This window comes from Lewinella sp. 4G2 (assembly GCF_001625015.1).
Lineage (GTDB): Bacteria > Bacteroidota > Bacteroidia > Chitinophagales > Saprospiraceae > Neolewinella.
In genome coordinates this window covers 103,326-129,464 of the sequence record NZ_LVWJ02000019.1, presented here as the reverse complement: position 1 = coordinate 129,464, position 26,139 = coordinate 103,326, and the positions used below count along the sequence as shown (strand labels likewise).

The following is a 26,139-nucleotide window of genomic DNA, read 5'->3' as shown; positions in this document are numbered from 1 at the left end:
TGGGGTGAATACAACCGGCCGGCTTGGCCCGGCACTCAGTACTCCCAAACACCCACCTGATGATTAAACAACTACTCACGCTTGTCCTGAGTCTTGCCCTCGCCACCGGCCTGGCCGCCCAGGAAAAAGTGACCGTGAAGGGCACCGTCACCGACGCCAGCAACGGCGAAACCCTGATCGGGGCCACCATCTACCTGAAGGGCACCACCAAGGGGACGACCACCAACGAATACGGCTTCTACTCCCTGACCGTCGACCCCGGCACCTACACCATCGTGGCCGGCTACCTGGGTTACGAAGACCAGGCTAGGGAAGCTGAGTTCATCGGCAACTTTACCGCCGACTTCGAACTCGCCGAATCCGGCACCGACCTGGTGGAGATCGTCGTCACCGCCGAAGAGGAAGATGCTAATGTAGCCGACGTGCAGATGTCCGTAGAACAACTCAACATCGGGCAGATCGAACGCTTGCCAGCGCTACTTGGGGAAGTGGACGTGCTGCGCAGCATCCAACTGCTACCCGGCGTGAGTACGGTAGGGGAGGGCGCCGCCGGCTTTAACGTCCGGGGTGGTTCCATTGACCAGAACCTGGTCATCCTGGACGAGGCACCGGTCTTCAACTCCAGCCACCTCTTCGGTTTCTTCTCGGTCTTCAATCCCGATGCCGTGAAGGGCGTCAAACTGTACAAGGGGGGAATTCCGGCCCGCTACGGTGGCCGCCTCTCGAGTATCCTCGACGTACGGATGAAGGAGGGTAACTCGAAGCAATTTCAAATGGACGGGGGCATCGGTACCATCTTCAGCCGCCTTTCGGTGGAGGCGCCGATCGTTAAAGACAAGTCTTCCTTTCTGTTAGCGGGGCGGCGGTCCTACATCGACGTGCTGGCCGCTCCCTTCCTGGGCGATGACCTGGAGGGGACGACCCTCAACTTTTACGACCTCACATTGAAGACCAACTACAAATTCAGTGACCGCGACCAGATCTTTCTCTCCGCCTACCTCGGCCGCGACGTATTTGCGCCCGGTGACCAGGCCGGCTTCAGCTGGGGAAATACCACGACGACGCTGCGGTGGAATCACCTCTTTTCGGACAAGCTCTTCAGCAACCTGACCTTTTACTACTCCGATTACGACTACGCCATCAACTTCGGGGACGACCCGGAGCAAGATGCCTTTGACTGGGACGCGAGCATCGTCAACTTCAGTGCCAAGCCAGAGTTCAGCTACTTCATCAATCCGGACAACGTCATTCGTTTCGGGGGGCAGGGGATCTACTACCGGTTTGAGCCGGCCAACGCCATTGCGGTAAGTGACGGTGACGAGATTGATATTTCCATTGCCAACCAGTGGGCCATCGAGTCGGCGGCCTTCATCGAGAACGAGCAGAGTATTTTCAAGGGGCGCGTCAAGCTCAACTACGGTCTCCGCCTCAGCTACTTCGCCTACCTCGGTGGGCGCAACGTCTACGAATTCGGGGAAGCACCGCGGCAGGGGATCGCCCGGCCCCTCACCAACGCGACGTCTACCGACCGGGGGGAGACGATCAAGGATTGGTACAATCTGGAACCCCGGGCTTCGATCCAGTACCAGCTCAATACGTCCAGCTCCCTCAAGGCCAGTTACCAGCGGACGGCCCAGTACATCCACCTGCTGAGTAATACGACGGCCTCCGTCCCCCTCGACATTTGGACGCCAAGCACGAACAATATCGATCCGCAGCTGGCGGACCAGTACGCCATCGGCTACTTCCGCAACTTCAAAAACAATACCTACGAAGCCAGCGCGGAGACCTACTATAAGGACTTCTCCAACCTCATCGATTACGTCGACGGAGCCGACCTTGTCCTCAACGAACTCGTGGAGGGGCAGATCCTGCCCGGCAAGGGGCGGGCTTACGGCCTCGAGTTGCAGGTCAAAAAAGTCAAGGGCCGTTTCAACGGCTGGATCAACTACACGCTTGCGCGCACCGAATTGCTCACCGAAGGCATCAACGACGACGATTGGTACCCGAGCCGGTTCGACCAGACCCATAATTTAAACGTCACTGGTTTTTACGAGATCAACGATCGGTGGACCTTCAGTTCCACGTTCGCCTACATCACCGGCACGCCGGTCACGCTCGCCAGCTCCGGGTACTACCAATTGGGGTATTTCGTGCCCAACAACGAGGGGGCGGGCCGCAATAACTTCCGCATCCCCGATTACCACCGGCTGGACATCAGTTTCACGCTCGACCCCAAGAAGGAGAAGGCGGACAAGCGGTGGCAAGGACAGTGGGTCTTCGGGGTTTACAACCTTTATTCCCGCCGCAACCCGATCACTGTTTCCGGGCGGCAGGACGCGGATATCCGGCCCATCCTCGGCCAGCCGATCTCTACGGAAAGCGTCAAGCTGAGCGTCGTTGGCAACTTCATCCCATCCGTCAGTTACAATTTCAAATTCAAGTAAGGTTTTTGGCGCTGCCGCGGGTGCCGGGTAATGGGGATGGGGTATACCCTGACCTACTTGCTTCGCACCTGCGTCAGCGCCCAATTGATCTCGCATTCACTGGGGACCAAACCCTGAACCAACCTAATTACTACGTATGAAAAACCTGGTAGTATTCTTCTCCCTCCTCTGCGTACTGGCCTCCTGCACGGACCCGGTGGAATTGGACAGCCGCTTCGAAAACGCCGAACTGGTGGTAGAAGCCTGGCTGAATACCGAGTCGGAACCCCAAACGATCATCCTCAGCGAGAGCCAGGATTTTTACGATAACCGCCTGCCAACTTACGTGGAGGACGCGGTGGTCGTCGTCTCCGAAATTGTGGACTCCGTCCCGACAGGCGAAATCTTTGTCTTTGAATACCAGGATTCCGGCCGCTACGTCTGGACGCCCGAACCCGGGCAAACCCTGGGCGAAGTTGGCCAGGTAATGGGTCTTGGCGTACAACGGGGCGAGCAGCAGTATGCTGCCATCTCACAGATCAACCGGACGGCCATCATTGACTCCCTCTCCTTCCAGTTCGAGGAAGAATCGCTGGGCCTGGACGAAGGCCTGTACGCCCAAATCTACGCCCGCGACCAAGTAGGGCAGGGTGATGCCTACTTCATCCGCAGCACGATCAACGACACCCTGTTGCTGCGTACCGCCGAACTGAATATAGCCTTTGACGCGACCTTCAGCCCCGGCACGAACACCGATGGCGTGGCCTTCATCTTCCCGATCCGTTTCTCCATCAATAAAACGGACGACAACGGCGGGCCAATCCCACTCGAACCCGGCGAAACGGTGGCGGTGGAGATCATCGGCCTCAGCCCGGAAGCTTACCTCTACCTCCGTATCGTGCAGGAGCAGATCAACAATGGCCAAAGTGGCCTCTTCGATTTGCCGGTAGCGAACTCTCCGGGCAACGTATTCGATGCGGATACGCAGGAGCCGATTTTGGGCTTCTTCAATGTGGGGGAGGTTGCGCGGATTTCGCGGGTGGTTGAATAGATTTTAGAGGTTGGATTTTGGATTTTAGACGGTGGCCGGTGAGGGCCGGACGCTCGCAGGAGCTCAATTCTTGCTGCGCGCGAATTGACCACGCTACGAGGTCCTTAATGGGACGTGACGGCTTAATCAACTACTAAAATCTATAGGTCCTCGTAGCGTCCGACGAAGGAGGTCCTGCGAGCGTCCGGGTTGAAAGGACATTAAATGGGTAGAGGGCCGGACGCTCGCAGGAGCTCTATTCTTGCTGCGCGCGAATTGACCACGCTACGAGGTCCTGAAAGGAAGGTGACGGCTTAATCAACTAATAAAATATTTAGGTCCTCGTAGCGTCCGACGCAGGAGGTCCTGCGAGCGTCCGGGTTAAAAGGACTTTAGACGTTCGATTACAGATTTTAGGCGCCGGAAACTAATTAACTACCGAGATTGCTAGGATCTTGGAGCGCCTGACGCAGGAAGGTCTCCAAGCGTCCGGGTTTTAAGAAGTACCAAGGAGGCTGGTCAATTCCATAGGGCAATTTCCCAAATACGTACCCTATCTTGTGACGCAAACAATTTCTTAACGTCTCCATAAGGTATCCAACGCAATCGGGTGGATATCGAAACCTTCTCTCAATGGCTGCTAGTGCCTACAGCAATGGGTGTACTTCCGAAATGGAGGACCTGGACATCATCGTAGCCTACCGGGCCAAGCGACACGCTACTTGCTTTCGCTTACTGCACGACCGGTATGCCTCCAAGATCTACAGCAAGGCGCTGACGATGTTGCGCGACCAGGAACAGGCAGAGGATGCCACCCAGGAGATCTTTACGAAGGTGTTCCTGAACCTCGGCAAATTTGAGGGGAAGGCGAAGTTCTCGACCTGGGTGTATTCGGTGACCTATAACTTCTGCATCGATAAGATCCGGAAGGAAAAGCGCAGCCGGGCCCTGTTCGCGGACGAGATCGAAAACCCACCGGACCACGCCGCCGACGAGGAAGACCCCGGTGAACTGGCCACTTTGCAGGTGAACGAACTGCGCAAAGTACTGGCCAAGCTGAGTGACGCCGACCGTACGCTCTTGCTGCTGAAATACAAGGACGGCGTCAAGATTCGCGAGATCGCCGAGATGCTCGGAAAGAACGACTCCGCCGTTAAAATGCAACTGAAACGCGCCAAAGAGAAGGCGAAAAAAATCCACGGAGAGCTTTTTACCTCTTCAACACTTTAGAACGAACGCATGAACAACAGTTTTTTACAACTGCGGGAGCTGGAGATGGCCGAGTTCGTAGCGCACCGCCAGGATGGCGTCCGCGCCAAGGTGGAGCAGCGCTTGCGCCGGCAGGAGTTCATCGGTAACGTCCTGGAACTTTTCTTCCCTAAATTAGCGGACACACTTACCGTAATGGCCGGCGGCGAAGCCATCGAAGGGCAGGAGGATTACCCCACCATTGGTGAGGACCCCTCCGCTAACGACTCCGCCACCAAACGCCTGCCCGGCCCCGAAGACCGGGACGAGATCATCCGCTAAGGACCACCCATGGAAGCTATTTTAGAAGCCTTACAAGCACAGCTTAACCTCCTTTTTGAGGTCATCCCCGCCCTGTTAAAGGCCTTCGTGATCATCCTCGTCGGCTACCTGCTGGCCAAACTAGTACGTAATATTCTCAAGCGCCTGTTGGAAGCCGTGGGCATCGATAAGCTGGCGGATAAGTTGATGGACATTGAGTTGTTGCAGTCCTCCAATTTCAATCTGGTGCCCTCCGCCGCCATTTCTTCCGCCGCGTACTATTTCATCCTGATCATTTTCATCATGGCCGCCGTGGAAGCGATGGGTCTGAAGATCATTTCGGATCTTTTGAAGGACCTGATTGCCTACATCCCGAACGGGGTGACGGCGCTGCTCGTCCTGGTGCTAGGTATTTTCCTGGCGGATACCGTCAAAAAGATCATCTACGAGACCTGCCGGAGTTTGGGTATTTCTAGCGGTAACCTCATCGCTAATGTGGTCTTCTACTTCATTCTGCTCAATATCATTCTGATCGCCCTACGGCAGGCGCAGTTGCAGACCCGCTTCATGGAGGCCAACATCACCGTGATGCTCGCCGGAGTTGCCGGTGCTTTCGCCATTGGATATGGCCTGGCATCCCGCCACGTAATGGGTTCCCTGCTCGCCAGCTTCTACAACCGCGGCCGCCTCAAGGTGGGCGACGACGTCACCATCGACGGGATGCGCGGTGAGATCGTGACGATGAATAATTCGGACCTCGTCCTAAGGGCGGAGGAGAGCGAGTACATCATTCCCTTCAGCAAACTTACTTCGGAGTCGGTTCAGATTCACTCGCGGCGGGAGGTGGGGCCACCGTTACCGCCGAACCGGGAGGGGTAATACTGGGGTATTACGTAGTTGGATTTCTGGCCGCTCCTTAACAAGAGGGATAACCTTATGACGAGGACCAGCGGAGTACCAAAATTGGGAAGAGGCTAACAATACTTATCCGGTTTAGTATTTTTGCGGCGGCCGAGCGTCGCACACACTTCCGTGCGATAAATTGGCCTACTCACTTTGAACTGGGGTGTTGGCGACCTAAGACTTCCCTAACCGCCCACCCGATAAACTGTACCTCATGAAAAATTTTACCTTATTCGCCCTGCTGTGTCTGTTCGCACTGCCCGTTTTGGGCCAGGATGAAGAACCCAAACTAGGCTGGGAGAAAGGTGCCGGCCTTGGTCTGGACCTTTCCCAATTACTTCAGATCAACCCCAAGCAGGGTGCCGGTCAGAACCGTTTGGGTTTCGGCGGTGCCTTCAACGGTTTCGCTAACCACCGCACGGAAACGGCTGCGTGGGAGACCACCTTACTTTGGCAGTTTGGCCTGCAGCGCCTCGGTTCCGGGGTGATTGCCCAGGGCTCCGAATCAAAGATCCCTTTCCAAAAGGCCATCGACGAACTGCGGATCAACTCCAAGTACGGCTTTCAGGTTAAGCCCGGCAGTAAGTTGTTCTGGACGGTCAACAGCAGTTTCCTCAGCCAAGTGACGCCGACGTACCAGTTCCCTGATACCTACGCGGGTAACTTCATCACCGACTTTATCGATAGTGGCGTCACGCCCCTGAGCAAGTTTTTGGCACCGGCTACCTTCCAGTTGTCGGTTGGTATCGACTACAAGCCGAACGATAACCTTTCCGTCTTCTTCTCGCCGTTGGCCTCCAAATTCATCATCGTGGCCAATGATTCCATCGCGGCCCGGGGCGTGCACGGTAACCAAGTGGAAGGCGTGGCCAACGAGTTTGGCTTCTTCCCCGAGTACGAAAAAGTCGATGCACAGTTAGGTGCGCTGGCGCAGGTGCAATACAAGTACAGCTTCGCCGGTGACAAGGGGTCCTACATCTCCAACCTCAAGCTGTATACCAATTACCTGCGTAACCCCCAGAACGTGGACGTCGACTGGGCCAACGCCATTGGCTATGAGATCTTCAAGAATTTCCAGGTCCAGCTCCTGCTGAACGTCTTTTATGATGACGACGTGTTCGTCCAGGTTACGGACTACGACTTCCCGAACGGGGTGAATGGTTTGGGTAAGCGGGTGAGTATTACTCAGCAGCTGCTGTTTACTTATTCGCGGACGTTTTAGGGTAGCGAAAACTTAAGCTGCTGGATTTACTTTTCGACAAGGAGGTGAAGAAGGTTAGGGGGAATAAGAGGGGTAGAGTCCGAGTTGTGGGCTTTACCCCTTTTGATTTACTCGATTTTGGAGATGTTCGCCTTCGGCTTGGTCGAACTATTTTTTGGGTTTCGCAAAGAAGATTAAGGGGGGTGAGACGATTGAGAAGAGAGGAAGGAAGTCGCGGGTCCCGAAGTAGAGTGGGCCACCTGAAGGTGTGCCACCGCTACGCAGGCCGGCCCTTCGGGACGGGGTTTGGTAGGCGCCACAGGTCCCGAAGTAGGGTGGGCCACCTGACGGTGTGCCACCGCTACGTAAGCCGGCCCTTCGGGACGGGATGTGGCAAATCGCCTTAAGCCTCCTCTTCTCTTTAACTCCGTAACTCCTGCGAAACAATAGCCGCGAGGCGCAGCGCCGCAGGCCTCCCCAACCTCGCCAACTCTTGCGAAATTTACACACCAAAACAAAAAATGGAGCCACGGGAAACCCGTAACTCCATCTTAAAAGTAGCGCGAGGGTGACTCGAACACCCGACCTCAGGATTATGAATCCTGCGCTCTAACCGGCTGAGCTACCGCGCCATTATTCGGTTAAGCGGGTGCAAAGATAGTACGATGTCTAATTCTGTGCAACCACGCCCCAAAATTGTTGAAGCCTAATAAACAGCCTCGGCAATTGAGCGGATCGTGCTCGAATCCCCCATCGTATAGTAGTGCAACACGGGGGCACCGCGCTCTTTTAACTCCTTACTCTGGGCGATGCACCACTCGATGCCAGCCTGGGTGCGCGCCTTGGCATCTTTCGCTTCGGTGATGGCCTTGACCAGGTCATCCGGCAAGTCCACGTGGAAGAGGCGGGGGATGGAGTTGAGTTGGTACAACTTCGTGATGGGCTTCAAACCCGGTACGATGGGGACGTTGATCCCGGCCGCCCGGCAGGCATCGACGTAGTCGAAGTACTTCTGGTTATCGAAGAACATTTGGGTGACGATGTAATTAGCCCCCGCTTCGATCTTCTTTTTGACGAAGCGCAGGTCGATCTCCATATTGGGCGCTTCGAAGTGCTTCTCCGGGTAACCGGCCACCCCGATGCAGAAGTTGGTCTTGTTACTCTGGTCCGTCAGATCGTCCATGTACTGCCCTTCGTTCATCTGCGCGATCTGGCCCACGAGGTCGGAAGCGTAGTGGTGGCCTTCCTTTTCGGGGACGAACTTACCCTCAAACTTGCGCGCGTCACCCCGGAGGGCGAGGACGTTCTGTACGTCCAGGAAACCCAGGTCGATCAGGGCGTTCTCGGTCTCCTGTTTGGTGAAGCCACCGCAGAGCATGTGGGGTACCGCATCCACGCCGTAGCGGTGCATGATGGCGGCACAGATCCCCACCGTGCCGGGGCGCTTGCGGATGGCCGTCTTCTCGTAGTACCCGCTCGCCCGCTTTTTGTAGACGTATTCCTCCCGGTGGTAGGTCACGTCAATGAAGGGGGGCTTGAACTCCATTAATGGGTCCAGGGTATCAAAAATGGCCTGCATGCTGCCGCCCTTCAGTGGGGGGAGTACTTCAAAACTGATGAGCGTCTTGCCCTTAGCTTGGTCGATGTAATCGGTTACGCGCATAATTCGCGAGGGTATAGTTTGTTGGGGGCCGGCGAAGATACACCACGGGCTGAGCGCTAAGCGTAAGGATTGCGTAAATTAGCCGTGCTTTATACACTGTCTATCCACACCAAGCTTAGAACGGGCACGCTGATTTTCGGGTAAGCATACCTTAAAACCAGTTGAACCGAATTTTTTGAATCTTGGACGCATCCGCTACCCATAACAAGGTGTATTTGGCTTACGGTATGCGTACTTTCATACTGCTTTAGGTTTCCCCGGTCGCTTATACATACACTTGACATGACTTCTTTTTCTAAACTATTCACCATCTCCCTGCTATTGCTGTGTGGCAATCAGGTAGTGGCTCAGTGCAATGCCGCGGCCGATGCGGGCGAGCCCATCGTGATCTGCCCCGACGCTAGCGGGGCGGGCCTCGCTGGTACCGTTGACCTGGTGGGTGGGGAACTCCTCAGCGTTGAATGGTCCCCCGCCACCGCGGTTACCAGTGCGGACCAGGTCATGACCACCTTCACTGGCGACGAGACGACTACGATGACCTTCTCCGCCAGCGTGATCTATTCCGACAATAATCTGCTCGTCAACGGTGACTTCGAAAGCCCCGGGATGGTCTGGACGACCGAATACGAACCTGGCCCCGGTGGCGCTTTCGGGCCGCTCTCCGCGGAAGGGACTTACGTCGTCGACGTCAACGCCAGCAATACCCACAGTAACTTTGCGGCTTGTGATGACCACACCGGCGGTGGGCAGATGCTCGTCGTTAACGGCGCCACCCAGCCTAACGAGGAGATCTACTGCCAGGAGGTTACCGTGGACCCCAACACCGACTACGCCCTCCGCGCCTGGGTGCAATCCGTCATCAGCGAAAACCCCGCTCGGTTACAGTTTTCGGTGAACGGGCAGTTGATTGGAAATCTCTTCCGCCCCTCCTCCTCCGTTTGCAATTGGGGACAGTTCGACGACCGTTGGAACTCCGGCACGGCCACAACCGCCCGGATGTGTATCGTCAACCAAAATACCCAGAGCAGCGGTAATGACTTTGCCATTGACGACCTCTACTTTGGGCCAATCTGTGAAGTGACGGACGACGTCCTGGTCACCGTCGTGGAAGCGGAGATTGAGCTGGACGACGAATTTACCCTTCCCTGCAACATCCCGTCCGGAGGAACGGAGCTGGACGCTACCGGAACCACCACGGGGGCGAATTACTCCTACTTATGGACGACGGACGCCAACGGCAATATCGTCTCCGGCGCTACCACCCTTACTCCCAGCGTGGACCAGCCTGGCAACTACACCCTAACCCTATCTTACGATGACGGCACGACCGTCTGTACCGAATCCGCCACCATCCTTGTACGGGCCAACCCTAATATCCCCAGCGCGGTAGCAAATGAAGATGGTATCCTTACCTGCTCCAACGATCGCGTTACCCTTTCCGCAGCGGGTTCCAGTAGCGGGTCCTCCGTAAGTTATTTCTGGGAGGCGACCGTTGGGGGTAATATTGTCGGTAGCACCTCCGGGCTTACGGTTCAGGTGGACCAGCCCGGTACGTATACCCTCACCGTCGTCGGTTTCATGGGGTGTACGGCGACCCGTACGGTGGAAGTCCTCCAGGATCTGTCCACTCCTATTATGTCCATCGAACCAGTGGGGAATATCAGCTGCGACCAGCCGGAAGTGATCATTGACGGTGGGGCATCCGAAGTTGGCTCCAATATCACCTCATCGTGGGTAGCCTCCAACGGGGGGACGTTCGTGACTGGCCAGAATGGATACACCCCAACCGTGAGCAGCGCCGGTACCTATACCTTTCGGCTGACGAATACCGATACGGGATGCTTTACGGAGCAGGACGTCATCGTTACTGAGACTGCAGGGGAAGTCACTGCCCAGGCGAACGCTACCGGGGAGATCAACTGTGACGGGACCGGCTTGGCGATGCTCTCCGGCGTGGGCAGTACTACCGGTACGGGCATTAGTTACCAGTGGACGAGCACCGACGGCAGTTTCTCCGGCCCCACGAATGGTCTGATGGCTACCGCTACGTCCGCCGGTACCTACGTGCTCACCGTAACCAGCGCCGGTGGCTGTACGAACTCCACGTTCACTACCGTTACGTCCACTGATTTTGACGTGCCCATTACCCTTACTAGCCCATTGCCTTTCACCTGCGACCGCGCCCAGATCAACATTAATGCGGACGTGATGACCAGCGACCCGATCACCTACCAGTGGTCAACCGCCGACGGCAATATTGTGCAGGGGGGAGACTCCGCGAACCCACTGATCGACCAACCCGGTACTTACGTACTGACCGTCACGAATACGATCACGAACTGTACGGCATCGGAAGCCATTACCATCGATCCGGTCGCCGGGCTACCCGTGGCGAACGCGAATGAAGACCTGCGGCTGACCTGTACCACCACACAGGTTTTCCTGAACGCAACGGGCTCCAGCACCGGCCCGGAATTTACGAGTGTGTATCAGGATGCCGACGAAAATGTGCTCCCCACCATCGCCATCACCGAAGCGGGCCTCTACCGCCTCATCGTGACGAATACCGATACCGACTGCCAGGCCATCGACACCGTGATGGTTTTCGCCGATACCATTGCACCCAACGCACCCATTAATACACCGGGCTTAGAAATTACCTGCGATCGGCCAGAATTACTGATCGGAACGGACCAATTTGGATTGGGGTATACCTTCCAATGGTCTACGCCCGACGGGACTTTTTCCGGCCTGCCCACCGCGCCCAGCATCGCCGTTGAGGGGCCCGGTACCTACACGCTCGTGACCACAGACCCTAGTAACGGCTGCACCGACGAAAGTACCGTGACGATCACAGTGAACAACGCCATTCCAGATTTAAACATTGCTGATGTGTCCATCATCGACTGCCAAAACCCCACCCAGGAATTGATGGCTACGGACGTAGGAACCGGCAGTTTTGAATACGTTTGGACCACCACGGGGGGAAATATTTTGCAAGATGGCAATACCCTCACGCCCCTGATTGCCGCGGGTGGTGACTACCAGCTTATCGCGACCAACCCCGGTACAGGGTGTGCCGATACATTGAACGTAGTGGTAGACGAAAACGGTGCTCCACCGCCCGCCGCCATCACTGGTGACGACCTACTTACGTGTGATTTACCGCAGGTAGATCTGAGCGCGGCCGGCGTTATTCCCGGTGATTCTATCACCTATACCTGGTCGACTACCGACGGTACGCTGGCTTCAGATCCCGTAGCAACTTCTGCAGCGGCTACTGGTCCTGGTACTTACTTGCTCACGGTAGTCAACATCAATTCTGGCTGCCAGAGCGTGGCCTCGGTTACGCTCCTGCAGGACATCACGGCACCCGAAAATAGCCTCGACCAAAATAGTTATGCCCTTACCTGCAATACCAATTCGGTTATTCTCGAAGGGCTCACAACCCCGGTGTCGGGGCTGGAATATACCTGGACGGCTCCCGCCGGAAACACCCAACAGACGAGCGCTACTTCACAACTACTGGCGGACGTGACGGGCGATTTCACGCTGTCCGTACGCAACCCGGTCAATGGATGCGTTACGGAGCGAACGGTGCCGGTGGTCGTCGACCGGGCAGTTAACGCAGTCAGCCTCACCACGTCGGGTCAGATCAATTGCCGCGATGCTCAGATCGATCTGCTCGGCAGCGTCGCCGACCCCGCGGGCGACTTTTTCCCCCGCTTTATTGACGCCAGCGGTAACCCCGTTTCAGCGACGGATTTGACCGCCTCGGTGAGCACCATCGGCCGCTACGGTCTCATCGTTACCAACTCCGTAAACGGGTGCATGGATACCGCTTATGTTGATGTCACTGAGTCATTCACACCACCTGTCGCAAATGCTGGCAGCCCTTTCATGCTGAATTGTCGCAATCCGGAAATAGCTTTGGATGGGACGGGATCCACCCCCGGCGATACGATTGTCTACGCTTGGTCGTCCGTCACCGGCAACATCGTTTCCGGGGCCGGCACTGCAGCACCCACGGTGGATGCGGCTGGCCAGTACCGACTCGTGGTACTGAATACTGTCAACGGCTGCTCGGCCGATGATGCGGTTGTCATCACCGAAAATTTCTCCGCACCAACGGTAGATATGGCGCTGTCGCAGGTGCTGAGTTGTGGACAACCGGAGCAAACCCTCGTGCCCATGACAGGCTCAACGGTTGGAACGGACTACGCATGGTTCGAAGGCAACGTAAATGGGACACCGGTGGTAACCACTCCAGACCTCACTGTAGCGGAAGCCGGTACCTACGTCCTGGTGGCCACCAGCCGGAACACGGGGTGTGAAACGACGCGTACCGTTACGGTCACCGAAGACAAAACCATTCCCGTGGCCTCCATCACTGGCCCGGATGAGCTTAACTGTACACGCACCTCCCTCGCGCTGGAGGGGCAAAGCGCGGCGGGAAACGCCACTTTCGCATGGTCCACAACTGATGGTGTGGTAACCGGTGATCCAAGGGCCACCCAAATTGATCTTTCAGTGCCTGGGACTTACCAACTCATTACCCTCAACCCGGACAATGGATGTACGGATACCGTCCGCACGATCGTCGCCATCGACACGATGGCACCCGAGGTCAGGTTGATGCCCGTCCTGCAGCTCAACTGCGCTAACCCCACCACTGAGTTGGTGCCGGACCCCGCCGACCGCCTTCCCGGTTTCCGTTACGACTGGACTACGACGGATGGCAACGTGGTGGGGCAGGTCAATCAACCGGAAGCTACCGTCAACTTAGCCGGAACCTATGCGCTGGAGGTGACCAACCCCACCAATGGCTGTACCCAGGATTTAGTGGTGACCGTCACCCAGGATACCGTCAAACCGGGCTTGCAAGAACCCGCCCCTGCTACCCTTACTTGCAGCCAGACCATGTTCACCGTCACGACGGGGAATCCCGAGCCCAATGTGATGTACCAGTGGACGAGTACCGACGGTACCCTGGAAGGCCCCGCCATCAGTCCCGACCTGTCGGTATCTACTCCGGGCACCTACGTTCTGACGGCAACGAACAACCTCAACGCCTGTGAATCGGCCATTACCTGGCGCGTGACTGAAGACGTCGCAACGCCTACCGTCGGGTTGCCAGCTGAAATAGACCTGGGTTGCGACCCCATGCCGACGGGCATTACCGCCGAGGTAAGTACCGGAGACCTCAACTATACATGGAGAACGGGAGATGGAGCAATCCTCGGAGCGTCAGATTCCACCGCAGTTACCGTGGATGGCGCGGGGATTTACGTATTCACTGCCACCAACCCCGCCAACGATTGTGAAGCCAGCGCGACTATCCGCGTCCTGGAAAATACCCTGGACTCCGTCCTCTTCGATCTTTCCCCGATTACGTGTGAAACAGAGACGGCGCGCCTCCAATTCAACGACGCCGTCGGTGGGGTAGGGCCCTACCTCTTTTCCGCGGACGGCGGGATGACCTACGGGACGGGAATTTCCCCCCGTAGCTTGGAGCCAGGAACCTATGAGTTGCGGGCTCAGGACAGTCGGGGCTGTGAGGTTTTCGATTCGATCACCGTGGATTCCTTTCGCAACCTGCAGATCGATCTGCCCCGCTCCGTCACGTATGCGATTGGCGATAGCACTGCCCTCGATCTCCAAACGAACTTCGTGTTGTCCGATTTGGATACCATCATCTGGACGCCAACCCGCGATTTAAGCTGTACGGATTGCCTTAATCCGGTAGCCAGCCCGTCACGCACAACGACTTATGACGTGCTGGTCCGCTCAGTGGACGGTTGTACCGCGATGGCACTCATCAACGTGCAGGTGGATGAACGTTTAGGGGTCTACTTCCCTACGGGTTTCTCCCCCAACGGCGACGGGCAGAACGACCGTTTCCACCCCTTCGGTGACGTGGATCGCGTATTGAGCGTTAGTGATTTTCGAATTCACGATCGGTGGGGGAATGCCGTCTTTGAAGCCGAAGAACTGCCCTTGAATGATCCCATGTCGGGTTGGGACGGTACTTTCCGTGGGCGGGAGGTGAACCCCGCCGTGTACGTCTATTCGGCCGTGGTGGTATTCCTGAATGGCCGTGAGGTACTCGTGGAGGGGGAGGTAGTTGTTGTCCGATAACCAGTTAGGTAGGCGTGATGTAGGACCAATGTCCGGCCTCCGACCGATCGTTAAGGAGGGTAGGGTTGTATCTTTACTACATGCAACCGGTAATACGTGGCATCGCCCTGGCCTTATTAACACTCCACACCTTTTCTTTGAACGCCCAGTGTGGGTTGACTCTCTTTGCGGGGAACGATACGACCATTTGTGCCAGTGACCTTCCGTTCGTCATCGAGAACGTCGTGGCAGAAGGAGAAGGCTTGCTTGGTGTGCAGTGGGGCCCGGAAGGTATTTTCCGCAACGGAGAAACCCTGCAACCCAGCTTTCGGGGTAACCGTGATACGACCGTCTACCTCACCGCGCTAAAGGCGGACCCCGCGGATAACCTCTTCCTCAATCCCGGTTTCGGAGACCGCTTCGACAACTGGGAGTCACCATTCCTTACTGGTGTAATGCCGGGCAGCCCCGTCGGAGAGCACGGTATTTTGACCGACGCAGGTACTTATACGGTGACGGATAGCCCAACGAGCGTCCACGCTCAGTTATGTCCCATCCGTTCCCACGATGCCAACAACAGCCGTTTGTTGGTCGTGAATAACTCCGCCCAGGAGAACCGGCCCATCGTCTGCCAGACCGTAACGGTGGAGCCCAACCGAGATTACTCATTCGGCGCCTGGATGGCCAACGCAAAGGAGGACAGCCCGCCAGTAGTCCTTTTTGCCGTCAACCGTACCCGCATCACTGGCGACATCGAACTGCCGGCTACCACTTGCGAGTGGGCTCCCTACACTGGCCGCTGGTCATCCGGTGCCGCGACGACGGCCGAAGTCTGCATCGTCAACCGCAACACCGAAACGATCGGTAACGACCTCATTATTGACGACCTCTACTTCGGTCCGATCTGTGAACAGGTGGATTCCTTCCGAATCACGATCCCCGTAATCAATGTAGACCCGGGTGAACCGCTCACTTTGCCCTGTCAGGTACCTGATGAGGGAATTCAACTCGACGGGCGGAATTCCCCCCAGGGCCCGGAGTATTCTTACCAATGGCGGACGCCCAACGGTAACATTGTATCGGGAGAAACCACCCTTCAGCCATTTATCGACCAGGCTGGCGACTACTTCCTGGAGGTCACCCTCGATGACGGCAGCGGCGTCTGCTCCCGCGAGCGCTCCGTCAACGTGCGCCCTTTTCCCTTCGCGCCAACGGTAATGATCGAGGCCGACGAACCCGGATTCAACTGCCTGATCGACGAGATTGAGATCAACAGCGACGGCTCCGGCGGCGGCACCTTCATCTGGTTGGCCGAGGATGGTGGGACCATTAGTGATAACGACGGTGATGAGATCACCGTTACCACCCCCGGAAAGTACACCCTTACCATTGTCGGCGGGGGTGGATCGGGCTGTATCGCATCCCAAAGCATCAACCTGCCCGGTGATTTTGAGGAACCCAACATCGATCTGCCCACGGAATACTTCATCGGTTGCGCCACCCCGGAAGTTACCCTCGACGCACGAGGCTCTGCCATGGGCCCCAACATCGAAGTGGAGTGGCAAAACTTTGGGGGAACAAACATCAGCAGTTCTACCTCATACGCCCCGGTGGTGGACCGGGCCGGCACCTACGTCCTGACCCTGACGAATACCCAGAATGGCTGCGATGCTTCGGCGACCGTCCGAGTCAGGAACTTCCAGTTCAACCCCAACATCACCCTTTCGGCCCCGCAAGTCTTTACGTGCGACCGGACGCAAATCCCCCTTAACTCCAATTACACGAACGTACCCTTCGGCTCGGATATCGGTCAGGAATGGACGACGGACGATGGCATAATCGTTTCCGGCGCTGACCAGGCCAATCCTATTATCGGTCGCCCCGGAACCTATACCCTCACCCTTACCAATCGGGCGAATGGTTGTACGGAATCCGAATCCATCCTGGTGGAGCCCGGCATCGGCGTACCCGTCGCCAACGCGAATGAGGACCGCGTCCTTAACTGTAATACTACCAGTATTCCGCTGAATTCAACGGGGTCTACCACTGGCTCTAACTACGAAACCCGCTGGGAGAACGCTTCCGGAATCGTCATCACTAGTGGAAGTGTAATGACGGCTGGCACCTTTACGCTGTTCGTCACCAATACCGATGATGGCTGCGTGACGGAGGACTCCTTCACCATTACGCTGGACAACGCGGACCCACCAACGGCCATTCTGGCACCCGTGACGGAACTGACCTGTGACGTGCTGAGCTTGGAACTCTCCTCCGACCAGAGTGATCCGGACTTTAGCTACGCCTGGACCGGGCCAGCCGGCGGCATCACCACTGCCCCCGATGCCAGTAGCGTTACCGTAGATGTAGCCGGACGGTACGAAGTCGTGACGACGAATACCCGCAATGGATGTACGTCTACGGTAAGTAGAAACATCACGGCCAATCAAACCACTCCAGTGGTGAGTATTGATGCACCTCCCGTAGTCACTTGCGCCAACCCGGAGGTCAGCCTCGCGGGTAACATCACTAACCCAACGGGCTTCAACCTCCGTTGGGCAACGGCGGATGGCAACTTCACCGGTGGGGAAACTACCCTGACACCGACGGTGGATGCGGCCGGGACTTACCGCCTCATCTTTGCGAACCCGGCAACCGGTTGTGCGGACAGCGCTTCCGTCGTGGTTACCGCGGATCAATCGGCCGTCGTGGCCGCGATTGATGGTGGCAACCAATTGGATTGCAATAATGCGGCCATTACTTTGAATACCACCGGTTCCGCTACCGGTACAGATATCACCTACGTGTGGAACCGCGATGGGGTAGAGGTCAACCGCTTCCCTGGCACCGAAAGTGGTGCCCTCAATGTCACTACCGCTGGCAGTTATGAATTACTCGTCGTCAATACCGTCTCCGGTTGCGACGACCGTACGGACCTGACCGTCACGGCGGATTTCGCCGTACAGCAAGCCGGTTTTGACGACACGGTAGATAGTCTTGTGTCCTGTACTAATCCAGCAGTGACGCTCCGGGGCGCCGCGGTTACGGACCCGGCAATGACCTACTCCTGGACGATTGACGGGGTGCCACTACTTGCCGGCCCCGATCCCGAGTTTACCACCACTGGTGCGGGCCTCTACGCGCTGACGATCACTAACCCCGCCAACGGCTGTACTTCCGAAGATTCTAAACGGGTTACCGTGGATACACTCGCTCCGGTAGCCGCGATTGCCCCCGCCGATGAACTCAACTGTGCCGCCACAACCGTAACCCTCGCCGAAACGTCTGGCGGTGCCGCTGGCGTATCCTTCGCGTGGTCCGGCCCCGGCACGGTGACCCCCTCCCCGGATGGTTTGACCGCTGCGGTAACGGAGCCCGGCACCTACCGCCTTGATGTTGCCAATTCAATTAACGGCTGTAGTGCCTCCACTACCGTCGAGGTTACCCGTGATGTCGCCGAACCTACCGCCGAAGCGGGTGATGGCTTCACGCTTTCCTGTGGGGCAACGAGCAGTGCGCTCGATGGCGCCGGTTCATCAACGGGAGCCGACTTTACCTACGCGTGGTCCGGACCCTCCATCCTTACTGGCGGAAGTACTCTCGCCCCGGAAGTGTCGGGCGCCGGTAAGTATTTCCTTACGGTACAGAATAATGGCAATCAGTGTACTTCCGTAGACAGCGTCGAAGTACTTGCCGATTTCAACGCGCCGCAGTTAGATCTGGCGCGGACGCAGGTGCTGAATTGTTTGGTAGCAGAGGTGAGCCTGGAGCCAACGAGTTCCCTCAACGCCAATTGGACCTACGAATGGACGGAGGACGCCGATCCGGCAACCATACTGGGGACGACCTCCACCCTCGAAGTAATGACCGCCGGTGAGTACAAACTGACGACCCTGGACCCGGGGAGCGGCTGCTCCACCGTTAGCCCGGTGACGGTGACGGCGGACCGAGAAAACCCCGTTGCCGGCATCCTGCCAGCTGATGCTATTCTTTGTACCCGGCCATCCGTCACGTTGGATGGTTCCCCTTCTACCACTACTCGTCCGGCTAATCTGCGTTGGACGCAACCCGCAAACGGCACGGCCGTACTGGGTTCCGCCGCTACTTTGAACACCAGCCAGGCTGGTACCTTCCAACTCTTCATCGAATACCCCGATAATGGTTGCGTAGATTCTACGACGGTAACGGTGGCCATTGATACCATCACGCCAACCGCTGAATTACTCACCGCTGGTGGTCTGGATTGCCAGTTCACCAGCGTGGACCTGCTGACTGACCCAGCCTCCCGCTCCACCGACTACGCTTACCAGTGGACGCTAGCCGGTGGCACCCTTACCGGACCGGATAATGGACCGGAGATCTCGACGGACCAGGCGGGAACCTACCAGTTGCTCGTTAGTAATAACGTTAACGGGTGTACCCAGAATCTATCCGCCACCGTTGCCGTGGATACCGTCAAACCCTTTCTTTCCACGCTGCCCGATGGTCTACTGACCTGTAGCGCAGGCGGAGCAATGACCACCGTGGCCGTACTGAATGGCCGTCCCGATATTCAATTCAATTGGACGACTACCAACGGGGCCTTTAACGGCGCTACCAACGAAGCGACCGTAGCGGCGGCGGCTCCCGGCAATTACACGGTCCTGGCGGCGGACCCCAATAACGGCTGTACTTCCACTACGAGTTGGTTGGTGAACGAAGACCGGGAAATCCCCACCCTCCAATTGCCGGACAGTCCCGATCTCGGTTGTGAAAACGAACCGACTACGCTCGTGGCAACGCTGAGCGCCGGCACCTTTAGCTACGACTGGACTTCCGCCGATGGAAATATCGTCAACGGAAATGGAACGCCTAACGTACTGGTCGATCTACCCGGTACGTACTCACTTACGGCTACGAATCTGATCAACGACTGCCCGGCGAGCGCAAGCGTAACCGTGACGGGTAACGACCTGGCGGACTTTGATTTCCAGCTGGTCCCCGCCAATTGTGTCAATCCGCTGGCCACCCTGACTTTTCAGAATGTCGACGGCGGCATCGGCCCCTACCTCTTTTCCACGGACGGTGGTGAAACCTTCGGCCCCGGTGGCTCTCCCCTTGAGTTAGAACCCGGGACCTATTCCTTCGGTGTTCAGGATTCCCGGGGTTGCGAAGCCGTTCAGGAGGTACGCATTGATTCCGCCCGTTTGCTGGAGGCTAACATTGCGAACTTCATTACCATCAACCTGGGGGACAGCACCCGATTGGACCTCCGGACGAACTTCAGTGACCTGGAGATCGATACCGTAATCTGGTCACCCGCCGAAGGATTGAGCTGTACCGATTGTCTTCGGCCAACGGCCCGCCCCTTCCGTTCGGTGAACTACATCGCTGAAGTCCGTACCGCAGATGGATGTACTGATATTGTTGAGGTTACCGTCGAAGTAGACCGGCGCCTGACGGCCTATTTTCCTACGGCTTTCAGCCCCAATAACGACGGGCGCAATGACCTGTTCCACCCATTTGCGGACCGCAACTTAGTGCAGCGCGTGAAAGACTTCCGCGTCCACGACCGCTGGGGCAATGCCGTATACGAGGCCGCGGAGATCGTACCCAATGACATCCGGGTTGGTTGGGACGGGCTGTTCCGGGGCAAGCAAGCTAATTCCGGCGTTTACATTTACTCCGCCGTAGTGGAATTTTTTGGCGGCCAGAATGTCGTCTTTGAAGGCGAAGTCATCCTGATGCGGTAGGCGGTCTGAACCCGTATCCAGTCTTTGTCGATTATCCTGATGGGAGTAGCCTTTTGCTACTCCGCTGTGCTTTTGTCCAGTACATACACCAATCGGGAAGGCTTAGGGATAATTGTATTGGCTAGTCGATCCACCGTGCGCCATCCGGAGTACGGAAGATGCCTTAGCACTTTGTGGGTTTTTAGAAAAAGTAGTCCTTTATTGGATAGGGTTGTGGCATTCAGTTTTACGTTGGAATGCGCTTGTAGTAACGTATCCAAAGAATGCTCCTTGAATGAATGTAGGTGCGCGTGCAGCGGCGTCATCCGATTGCAGTGAATACAGAGTGAATACTGAATCTTTTCGTCGTAGGGCGTAGTCAGAATAGCCCGTCCGCCGGGTTTGAGGACCCGAATAATGTTGTCCAGGTAGCCCGCCAAATGGGGGACGTGCTCAATTACTTCCGAGGAGATCACTACGTCGAAGCTACCGGCCAGAAAAGGTAGGTCCAGTACATCTCCGCGCACGGCGTAGTGATTTTCGGCCGGCACCTTTTCCAGCGCCTTTTTCAGGTTAGCCGTGGCGATATCAAAACTCACCACGTTAATGCCCCTGGCCGTCAGGGCTTCTGCAACCCACGCGTTGCCGCAACCCACGTCGAGAACGGACTGAACTCCAGAAGGCACCTCCCGAAGAATGGTCTCGTGCAAACGGTGATTTTCGTGGACGGTAGCAGCATCTGCCGGAGTCTCGAAATAGTCAAAGACTCGTGCGTCCTGCTCGTAGTGGTCCAAGTAGTCAAATTCAGACTTGTGCACTTGGTGAGCATCACTAGTCGCTTCTTGGTGACCGGCCGATGGAAGTCGGTCGATCACCTGCCCATTTGCGTCCTTTCCGTCAGTGGGGCGTAGGAGGACATCATTAATACTGAAGGACATAAGCGAAAGGCTGACTTAGGTGGTGCGCAGCAGCGGTGGAGGAAGTGTTAGCCAAATGCGTTTTCACCTGTAACGTCGTGCCCTGTGATTAGCAAGTGGATATCGTGCGTGCCTTCGTAGGTGACGACGCTTTCCAGATTAGCCATGTGCCGCATGATCGGGTACTCCGAAGTGATACCCATACCGCCGTGAATCTGCCGAGCTTCTCGGGCGATCTCCAGGGCCATCATGACGTTGTTGCGCTTGCCCATGGAAATCTGGGCGGGGGTAGCTTCGCCGCGATTAGCCAGGGTTCCGAGGCGCCAGGCAAGCAGTTGGGCTTTAGTGATCTCGGTAATCATTTCGGCCAATTTCTTCTGGGTGAGCTGGAAGCCGGCGATGGGCTTGCCAAACTGGGTTCTTTCCTTACTGTAGCGGAGGGCGGAGTCGTAGCAGTCCAGGGCGGCACCAATGGCGCCCCAGGCAATTCCGTAACGGGCCTTGCTCAAACAGCTAAGGGGCCCGCGGAGGGATTTAATGTCCGGAAAGACGTTCTCTTTAGGCACCTTCACGTTGTCAAATACCAATTCACCAGTGATTGAAGCGCGCAGGCTCCACTTCCCCTTGATCTCGGGGGCGGAAAACCCTTCCCACTGGCTTTCGACGACCATGCCGCGGACCTTTCCGTCTTCGTCTTTGGCCCAGACCACGGCGACGTCCGCCACCGGGCTGTTGGTGATCCACATCTTGGCACCGTTGAGGACGTAGTGGTCACCGGCATCTTTGATGTTCGTGATCATACTGCCGGGGTCCGAACCGGAATTGGGTTCCGTCAAACCGAAGCAGCCGATGAATTCGCCGGCGCCAAGTTTAGGCAGGTATTTCTTTTTGGTGGCCTCGTTCGCGTACTTGTAGATGGGGTACATCACCAGGCTGCCCTGGACGGAAGCCATCGACCGGAGGCCAGAATCGCAACGCTCCAACTCCTGCATAATGATTCCGTAGGCGATCTCGTCCATTCCGCCGCCACCGTATTCAACGGGGAGGCTGGGCCCGAAGGCACCGATTTCGGCGAGGCCTTTGAATAGGTGAGTGGGGCAAACGCCGCGCATGGCTGCATCATCAATGATGGGGCTCACTTCGGCTTTGATCCAATCCCGCACGGCTTGGCGGGCCATGAGGTGGTCGTCCTCCAGCAGGTCATCGACGTTCATGTAGTCGTGGTGCTGAAAGCGGTCGGAGTTGGAAGACTGGTGGAAATCTTCCTTGGTCGTGAAGTTCTTGTTGACGGTTGTAGTTGGCATGGTTGGTAGGGGGACTTTAAAGTGTTCGCAAGTTACGGACTTCCTCGTTGCCGCCCCACCGGGAATGATCTAATGCCGGTCGGCCCCAACACTTCCGGATCAGAAAACACTCGTTGTCTGTTGCCGGAACAAAGTACCTTTGCGTCCCGCCCGGACTTTGATCCCCGCGGGCAGCTCCCATGGCTAAACAAAAATTCGGTACCGCTCCGGTATTCTTTACGGCGATCTCCACGATACTTGGCGCGATCATGTTTCTGCGTTTTGGCTTTGCGGTCGGGATGACGGGCCTCCTGGGCACTTTCGCCATTATCCTGATCGGCCACGCGGTAACGATCCCAACGGCCATGGCCATCGCCGAGATCGCCACCAACCAAAAGGTAGAGGGTGGGGGGGAGTACTACATTATTTCCCGCAGTTTCGGCCTGGTCATTGGTTCTACGATCGGGATTGCGCTGTACCTATCCCAGGCCATTTCCGTTGCCTTCTACATTATGGCGTTTACGGAAGCTTTCAAGCCGTTGACTGCCTGGATCATCGATACCTATCCCCTCTTGCCCTGGGCGGAAAGGTTACTGGAGCAACCGCAGACCATCGGCATCCCGGCCCTGCTGTTACTCACTTTGCTCATCCTTACCAAGGGAGCGGACCTGGGGGTGAAGGTGCTCTATACAGTCGTGGCTACCCTTGCCGTGGCCTTGGTGGCCTTTTTTATTGGCACTACCGATTACGCCCAGGCGAATGAGATTGATTTCTTCAATAAGTATACCGTCGGTAGTGATTTGGGCGACCTCGTCCCCACCAACCCGGCACCCGCGGCAGCGCCCGATTCATTCGAATTTGGAACGGGAACGATCGCCAGCATGCAGGCCGCGCCACCACCCGTTGAGGACCCCGCGCCCAGCTTTCCCCGCGTCAGTTTCTTCACCGTATTTGCGATCATCTTCCCCGCCTTTACGGGTATGACGGCCGGCGTGGGGTTGAGCGGTGACCTGCGGGATCCCGGCCGCTCCATCCCCCTCGGTACGCTGATGGCGACGATTGGCGGCATGGTGATCTACTTTTTCATGGCGTGGAAATTGTCGGTATCTGCACCCGTCGAGGCGCTGGCCGATACCGACCGCCTCATTATGGCCGAAATCGCCTGGCAGGGGTGGTGGATTATCCCCCTCGGGCTGGCCGCCGCGACGATCTCCTCGGCCCTCGGTTCCATCCTGGTGGCGCCGCGGACGCTACAGGCCATTGCCGCCGATAATATCTTCCCCGCCCCGGCCATCAACCGCTGGATTTCGAAGGGGAAGGGCGAAAATAATGAGCCCTACAACGCCAGCTTGATCACCGTGATGCTGGCGGCGTTCTTCATCATGCTGGGGGCGTTGGATAGCGTAGCCGAGATCATTTCTATGTTCTTCATGGTGACTTACGGTTCCCTCTGTTTGATCTCCTTTCTGAACCACTTTGCCGCCGACCCAAGCTACCGGCCTACCTTCCGCTCCAAGTGGTACGTGTCCGCATTTGGCGCCGTAGCTTGTTTCGGATTGATGCTATTCATGAACTCCACCTACGCGGCCATCGCGATGGTTTTCATAGGGTTCTTGTACGTCTACATAAGTTATTCGAACCCGGATAAGCGGAGCATGGCCCTCATTTTCCAGGGCGTGATCTTCCAGTTCTCCCGGCGCTTACAGATATTTTTGCAGAAAGCGGATAAGGAAGAAAAGACCACTTGGCGGCCCAGTATCATTGCCGCGAGCGATTCTACGTTCACGCGTTTGGGAGCCTTTGATCTCCTGCGCTGGCTCAGCCAGAAGTACGGTTTTGGTACCTACATTCATACTATTGATGGTTACCTGAGCCACGAATCTTCCGACGAATCCGCGGAGATCAAGGAGCGCATCATTCGGATGGCGGAGGCAACCGATAGCCGCATCTACGTGGATACGATCATTTCGCCCTCCTACACGTCGGCGATCGCCCAGATTGTGCAGTTTCCGGGCATCGCGGGTACGGAGAATAACCTGCTATTGCTGGAGTATTCCAAATCCAACGGTGAGGGCTTGACCAACATCATCGACAACTTCAAGCTGATCAAATCGGTCAACTTCAACGTCGGTATTCTCTCCATTTCCGAGCGCGGCTTTGGCTTAAAGCGCAGTATCCACATCTGGATAACCCGCGCCCACTACGAGAGCGCTAACCTGATGATCCTGCTAGCCTACGTCCTGACGGGGCACCCGGACTGGGAGCGGGCCGAGATCAAGCTCTTCGCCATTTTCGAGGAAAGCACAATGGAAACGGAAGAGCAGGCACTTTACGAACGGATCGAAAGTGGGCAGCTTCCCATTAGCCGCAATAACATCGAGATCCTCTGCCGCCGGGAGGATAGCGACTTCCGGAGCGTGATGAACCGCCGGTCGCACGAGGCGGACCTCGTCATTACCGGCTTCCGCACGGAGATGATCAAGCGCAACGGCGTGCAAGCTTTCGATGGGTACGAGGACGTGGGGAACGTCCTGTTCGTCAACGCCGCCGAGGAGGTGAAGATCAAATAAGCCCGCGCTTAGAAGCGGTAGGCTACGGAGCCGATCCAACGCTTAGGGGCCTGGTCGACTTCCAGGGTCTCGCCCGCGATTACGAACTCATCGCCGTACTTGGAGAAATTACCGTCGTAGCGCACGTCTAGTGTAAGGGGGCCGATATCTACCGCGCCACCGAGGGTATACCCCAGATTAAAGGAGTCAAAAGTGCGTTCGCGGCCGTCCGGATCCCGTAGATCTGAGGTGGAGTTCAGGAAGAAATGGCCCACCGGGCCTGCATTGAAGCGGAGGAAGGCGATCTTCCAGGAGCCCATCACCGGTACGTTGATATCGTTGTAGCGCTCGCTCAGCACTTGCTCCATGTTGGTGTCGGGGTCGTTAAAACGGAAGTTAGTCTTCGCGCTATTCAGTGTCACCTCCGTCTGAATATCGAACCGGTCGGACATCGGGATGCGTAGCATGGCACCAAATTGAAAGCCGTATTCGGCCTCGGCGATGGCATCACCGAGCTCCTGGCGGCCGCCGTTGGTGAGGTCAAAAGTTTCGTCCTGTAGCGATTGGGTAGCGACGCCGGCCTTCAGGCCGATTTCGATTTGCGCTGCCGCGGGTGCGGTGCAAAGGGCGAGTAAAAAGAAGGTAAGGACAGCAATTGAGTACTTCATGGTCTAGGAATCTTTGTGGGTGTGGGTATAATTCAGGCTCCCGTCGGGGTGCCAGTAAAGCGGTAAAATTCGGTTCGGAATTGCCCGTTCATTGTTAAAAGGATGGCAAACGTTACTTACAGGAGCGTTAAATTGGGGTTACGGACACGGGGACACGGTGGGATG

Annotated in this window: 13 protein-coding genes and 1 tRNA gene; 9 read left to right on the top strand and 5 right to left on the bottom strand. The window is 56.7% G+C overall.

Features of this window, described 5'->3' with window-relative positions; all coding sequences use genetic code 11:
* The first annotated feature begins 59 nt into the window (after positions 1-59).
* From A3850_RS17545 to A3850_RS17520, 6 genes are all read left to right on the top strand, one after another.
* On the top strand, positions 60-2,447 hold the full coding sequence (locus A3850_RS17545) for a TonB-dependent receptor (RefSeq protein ID WP_068220218.1): 2,388 nt from the start codon (positions 60-62) through the stop codon (positions 2,445-2,447).
* Positions 2,448-2,583: 136 nt separating this feature from the next.
* Positions 2,584-3,477 carry a DUF4249 family protein gene (locus tag A3850_RS17540; RefSeq protein WP_068220215.1) on the top strand — a complete coding sequence of 298 codons (894 nt, stop codon included), beginning with the start codon at positions 2,584-2,586 and terminating at the stop codon, positions 3,475-3,477.
* A 612-nt stretch (positions 3,478-4,089) separates the two neighbouring features.
* Positions 4,090-4,686, top strand: a complete 597-nt coding sequence (locus A3850_RS17535) for an RNA polymerase sigma factor (RefSeq protein ID WP_231915360.1) — start codon at positions 4,090-4,092, stop codon at positions 4,684-4,686.
* A 9-nt stretch (positions 4,687-4,695) separates the two neighbouring features.
* Positions 4,696-4,986: a hypothetical protein gene (locus tag A3850_RS17530; protein WP_068220212.1), complete on the top strand. Its 291-nt coding sequence runs from the start codon at positions 4,696-4,698 to the stop codon at positions 4,984-4,986.
* A 9-nt stretch (positions 4,987-4,995) separates the two neighbouring features.
* Positions 4,996-5,844, top strand: a complete 849-nt coding sequence (locus A3850_RS17525; protein ID WP_068220208.1) for a mechanosensitive ion channel domain-containing protein — start codon at positions 4,996-4,998, stop codon at positions 5,842-5,844.
* Positions 5,845-6,082: 238 nt separating this feature from the next.
* On the top strand, positions 6,083-7,090 hold the full coding sequence (locus tag A3850_RS17520; RefSeq protein ID WP_068220205.1) for a DUF3078 domain-containing protein: 1,008 nt from the start codon (positions 6,083-6,085) through the stop codon (positions 7,088-7,090).
* A gap of 537 nt (positions 7,091-7,627) precedes the next feature.
* On the opposite strand, the gene A3850_RS17515 is transcribed toward A3850_RS17520, so the two are convergent.
* A tRNA-Met gene (locus tag A3850_RS17515) sits at positions 7,628-7,701 on the bottom strand.
* Positions 7,702-7,775: 74 nt separating this feature from the next.
* Positions 7,776-8,732, bottom strand: coding sequence for a methylenetetrahydrofolate reductase [NAD(P)H] (gene metF / locus A3850_RS17510; protein ID WP_068220202.1), 957 nt, complete (start codon positions 8,730-8,732; stop codon positions 7,776-7,778).
* A 282-nt stretch (positions 8,733-9,014) separates the two neighbouring features.
* On the opposite strand from metF, the gene A3850_RS17505 reads away from it, so the two are divergent.
* Positions 9,015-14,870, top strand: a complete 5,856-nt coding sequence (locus tag A3850_RS17505; protein ID WP_068220199.1) for a gliding motility-associated C-terminal domain-containing protein — start codon at positions 9,015-9,017, stop codon at positions 14,868-14,870.
* 80 nt (positions 14,871-14,950) lie between these two features.
* Positions 14,951-20,578, top strand: a complete 5,628-nt coding sequence (locus A3850_RS17500; protein ID WP_068220196.1) for a gliding motility-associated C-terminal domain-containing protein — start codon at positions 14,951-14,953, stop codon at positions 20,576-20,578.
* Between the two features lie 56 nt (positions 20,579-20,634).
* On the opposite strand, the gene A3850_RS17495 is transcribed toward A3850_RS17500, so the two are convergent.
* Together A3850_RS17495 and A3850_RS17490 are read right to left on the bottom strand one after the other, a co-directional pair.
* Positions 20,635-21,495 (bottom strand): bifunctional 2-polyprenyl-6-hydroxyphenol methylase/3-demethylubiquinol 3-O-methyltransferase UbiG, encoded by an 861-nt coding sequence (locus tag A3850_RS17495; protein ID WP_068220193.1) that lies wholly within the window; start codon positions 21,493-21,495, stop codon positions 20,635-20,637.
* Between the two features lie 47 nt (positions 21,496-21,542).
* Positions 21,543-22,778 carry an acyl-CoA dehydrogenase family protein gene (locus tag A3850_RS17490; RefSeq protein ID WP_197494105.1) on the bottom strand — a complete coding sequence of 412 codons (1,236 nt, stop codon included), beginning with the start codon at positions 22,776-22,778 and terminating at the stop codon, positions 21,543-21,545.
* A 179-nt stretch (positions 22,779-22,957) separates the two neighbouring features.
* Between A3850_RS17490 and A3850_RS17485 the strand changes: the two genes are divergently transcribed.
* Positions 22,958-25,327, top strand: coding sequence for an amino acid permease (locus tag A3850_RS17485; protein WP_068220190.1), 2,370 nt, complete (start codon positions 22,958-22,960; stop codon positions 25,325-25,327).
* An 8-nt stretch (positions 25,328-25,335) separates the two neighbouring features.
* On the opposite strand, the gene A3850_RS17480 is transcribed toward A3850_RS17485, so the two are convergent.
* Complete coding sequence (locus tag A3850_RS17480; protein ID WP_068220187.1) at positions 25,336-25,974, bottom strand: porin family protein; 639 nt, start codon at positions 25,972-25,974, stop codon at positions 25,336-25,338.
* Between the last annotated feature and the right edge of the window lie 165 nt (positions 25,975-26,139).

Bases quoted from the DNA above. Each gene is read 5' to 3' on its own strand.
- A3850_RS17545 (WP_068220218.1), top strand. From the start codon at position 60: ATGATTAAACAACTACTCACGCTTGTCCTGAGTCTTGCCCTCGCCACC.
- A3850_RS17540 (WP_068220215.1), top strand. From the start codon at position 2,584: ATGAAAAACCTGGTAGTATTCTTCTCCCTCCTCTGCGTACTGGCCTCC.
- A3850_RS17535 (WP_231915360.1), top strand. From the start codon at position 4,090: ATGGCTGCTAGTGCCTACAGCAATGGGTGTACTTCCGAAATGGAGGAC.
- A3850_RS17530 (WP_068220212.1), top strand. From the start codon at position 4,696: ATGAACAACAGTTTTTTACAACTGCGGGAGCTGGAGATGGCCGAGTTC.
- A3850_RS17525 (WP_068220208.1), top strand. From the start codon at position 4,996: ATGGAAGCTATTTTAGAAGCCTTACAAGCACAGCTTAACCTCCTTTTT.
- A3850_RS17520 (WP_068220205.1), top strand. From the start codon at position 6,083: ATGAAAAATTTTACCTTATTCGCCCTGCTGTGTCTGTTCGCACTGCCC.
- metF (WP_068220202.1), bottom strand. From the start codon at position 8,732: ATGCGCGTAACCGATTACATCGACCAAGCTAAGGGCAAGACGCTCATC.
- A3850_RS17505 (WP_068220199.1), top strand. From the start codon at position 9,015: ATGACTTCTTTTTCTAAACTATTCACCATCTCCCTGCTATTGCTGTGT.
- A3850_RS17500 (WP_068220196.1), top strand. From the start codon at position 14,951: ATGCAACCGGTAATACGTGGCATCGCCCTGGCCTTATTAACACTCCAC.
- A3850_RS17495 (WP_068220193.1), bottom strand. From the start codon at position 21,495: ATGTCCTTCAGTATTAATGATGTCCTCCTACGCCCCACTGACGGAAAG.
- A3850_RS17490 (WP_197494105.1), bottom strand. From the start codon at position 22,778: ATGCCAACTACAACCGTCAACAAGAACTTCACGACCAAGGAAGATTTC.
- A3850_RS17485 (WP_068220190.1), top strand. From the start codon at position 22,958: ATGGCTAAACAAAAATTCGGTACCGCTCCGGTATTCTTTACGGCGATC.
- A3850_RS17480 (WP_068220187.1), bottom strand. From the start codon at position 25,974: ATGAAGTACTCAATTGCTGTCCTTACCTTCTTTTTACTCGCCCTTTGC.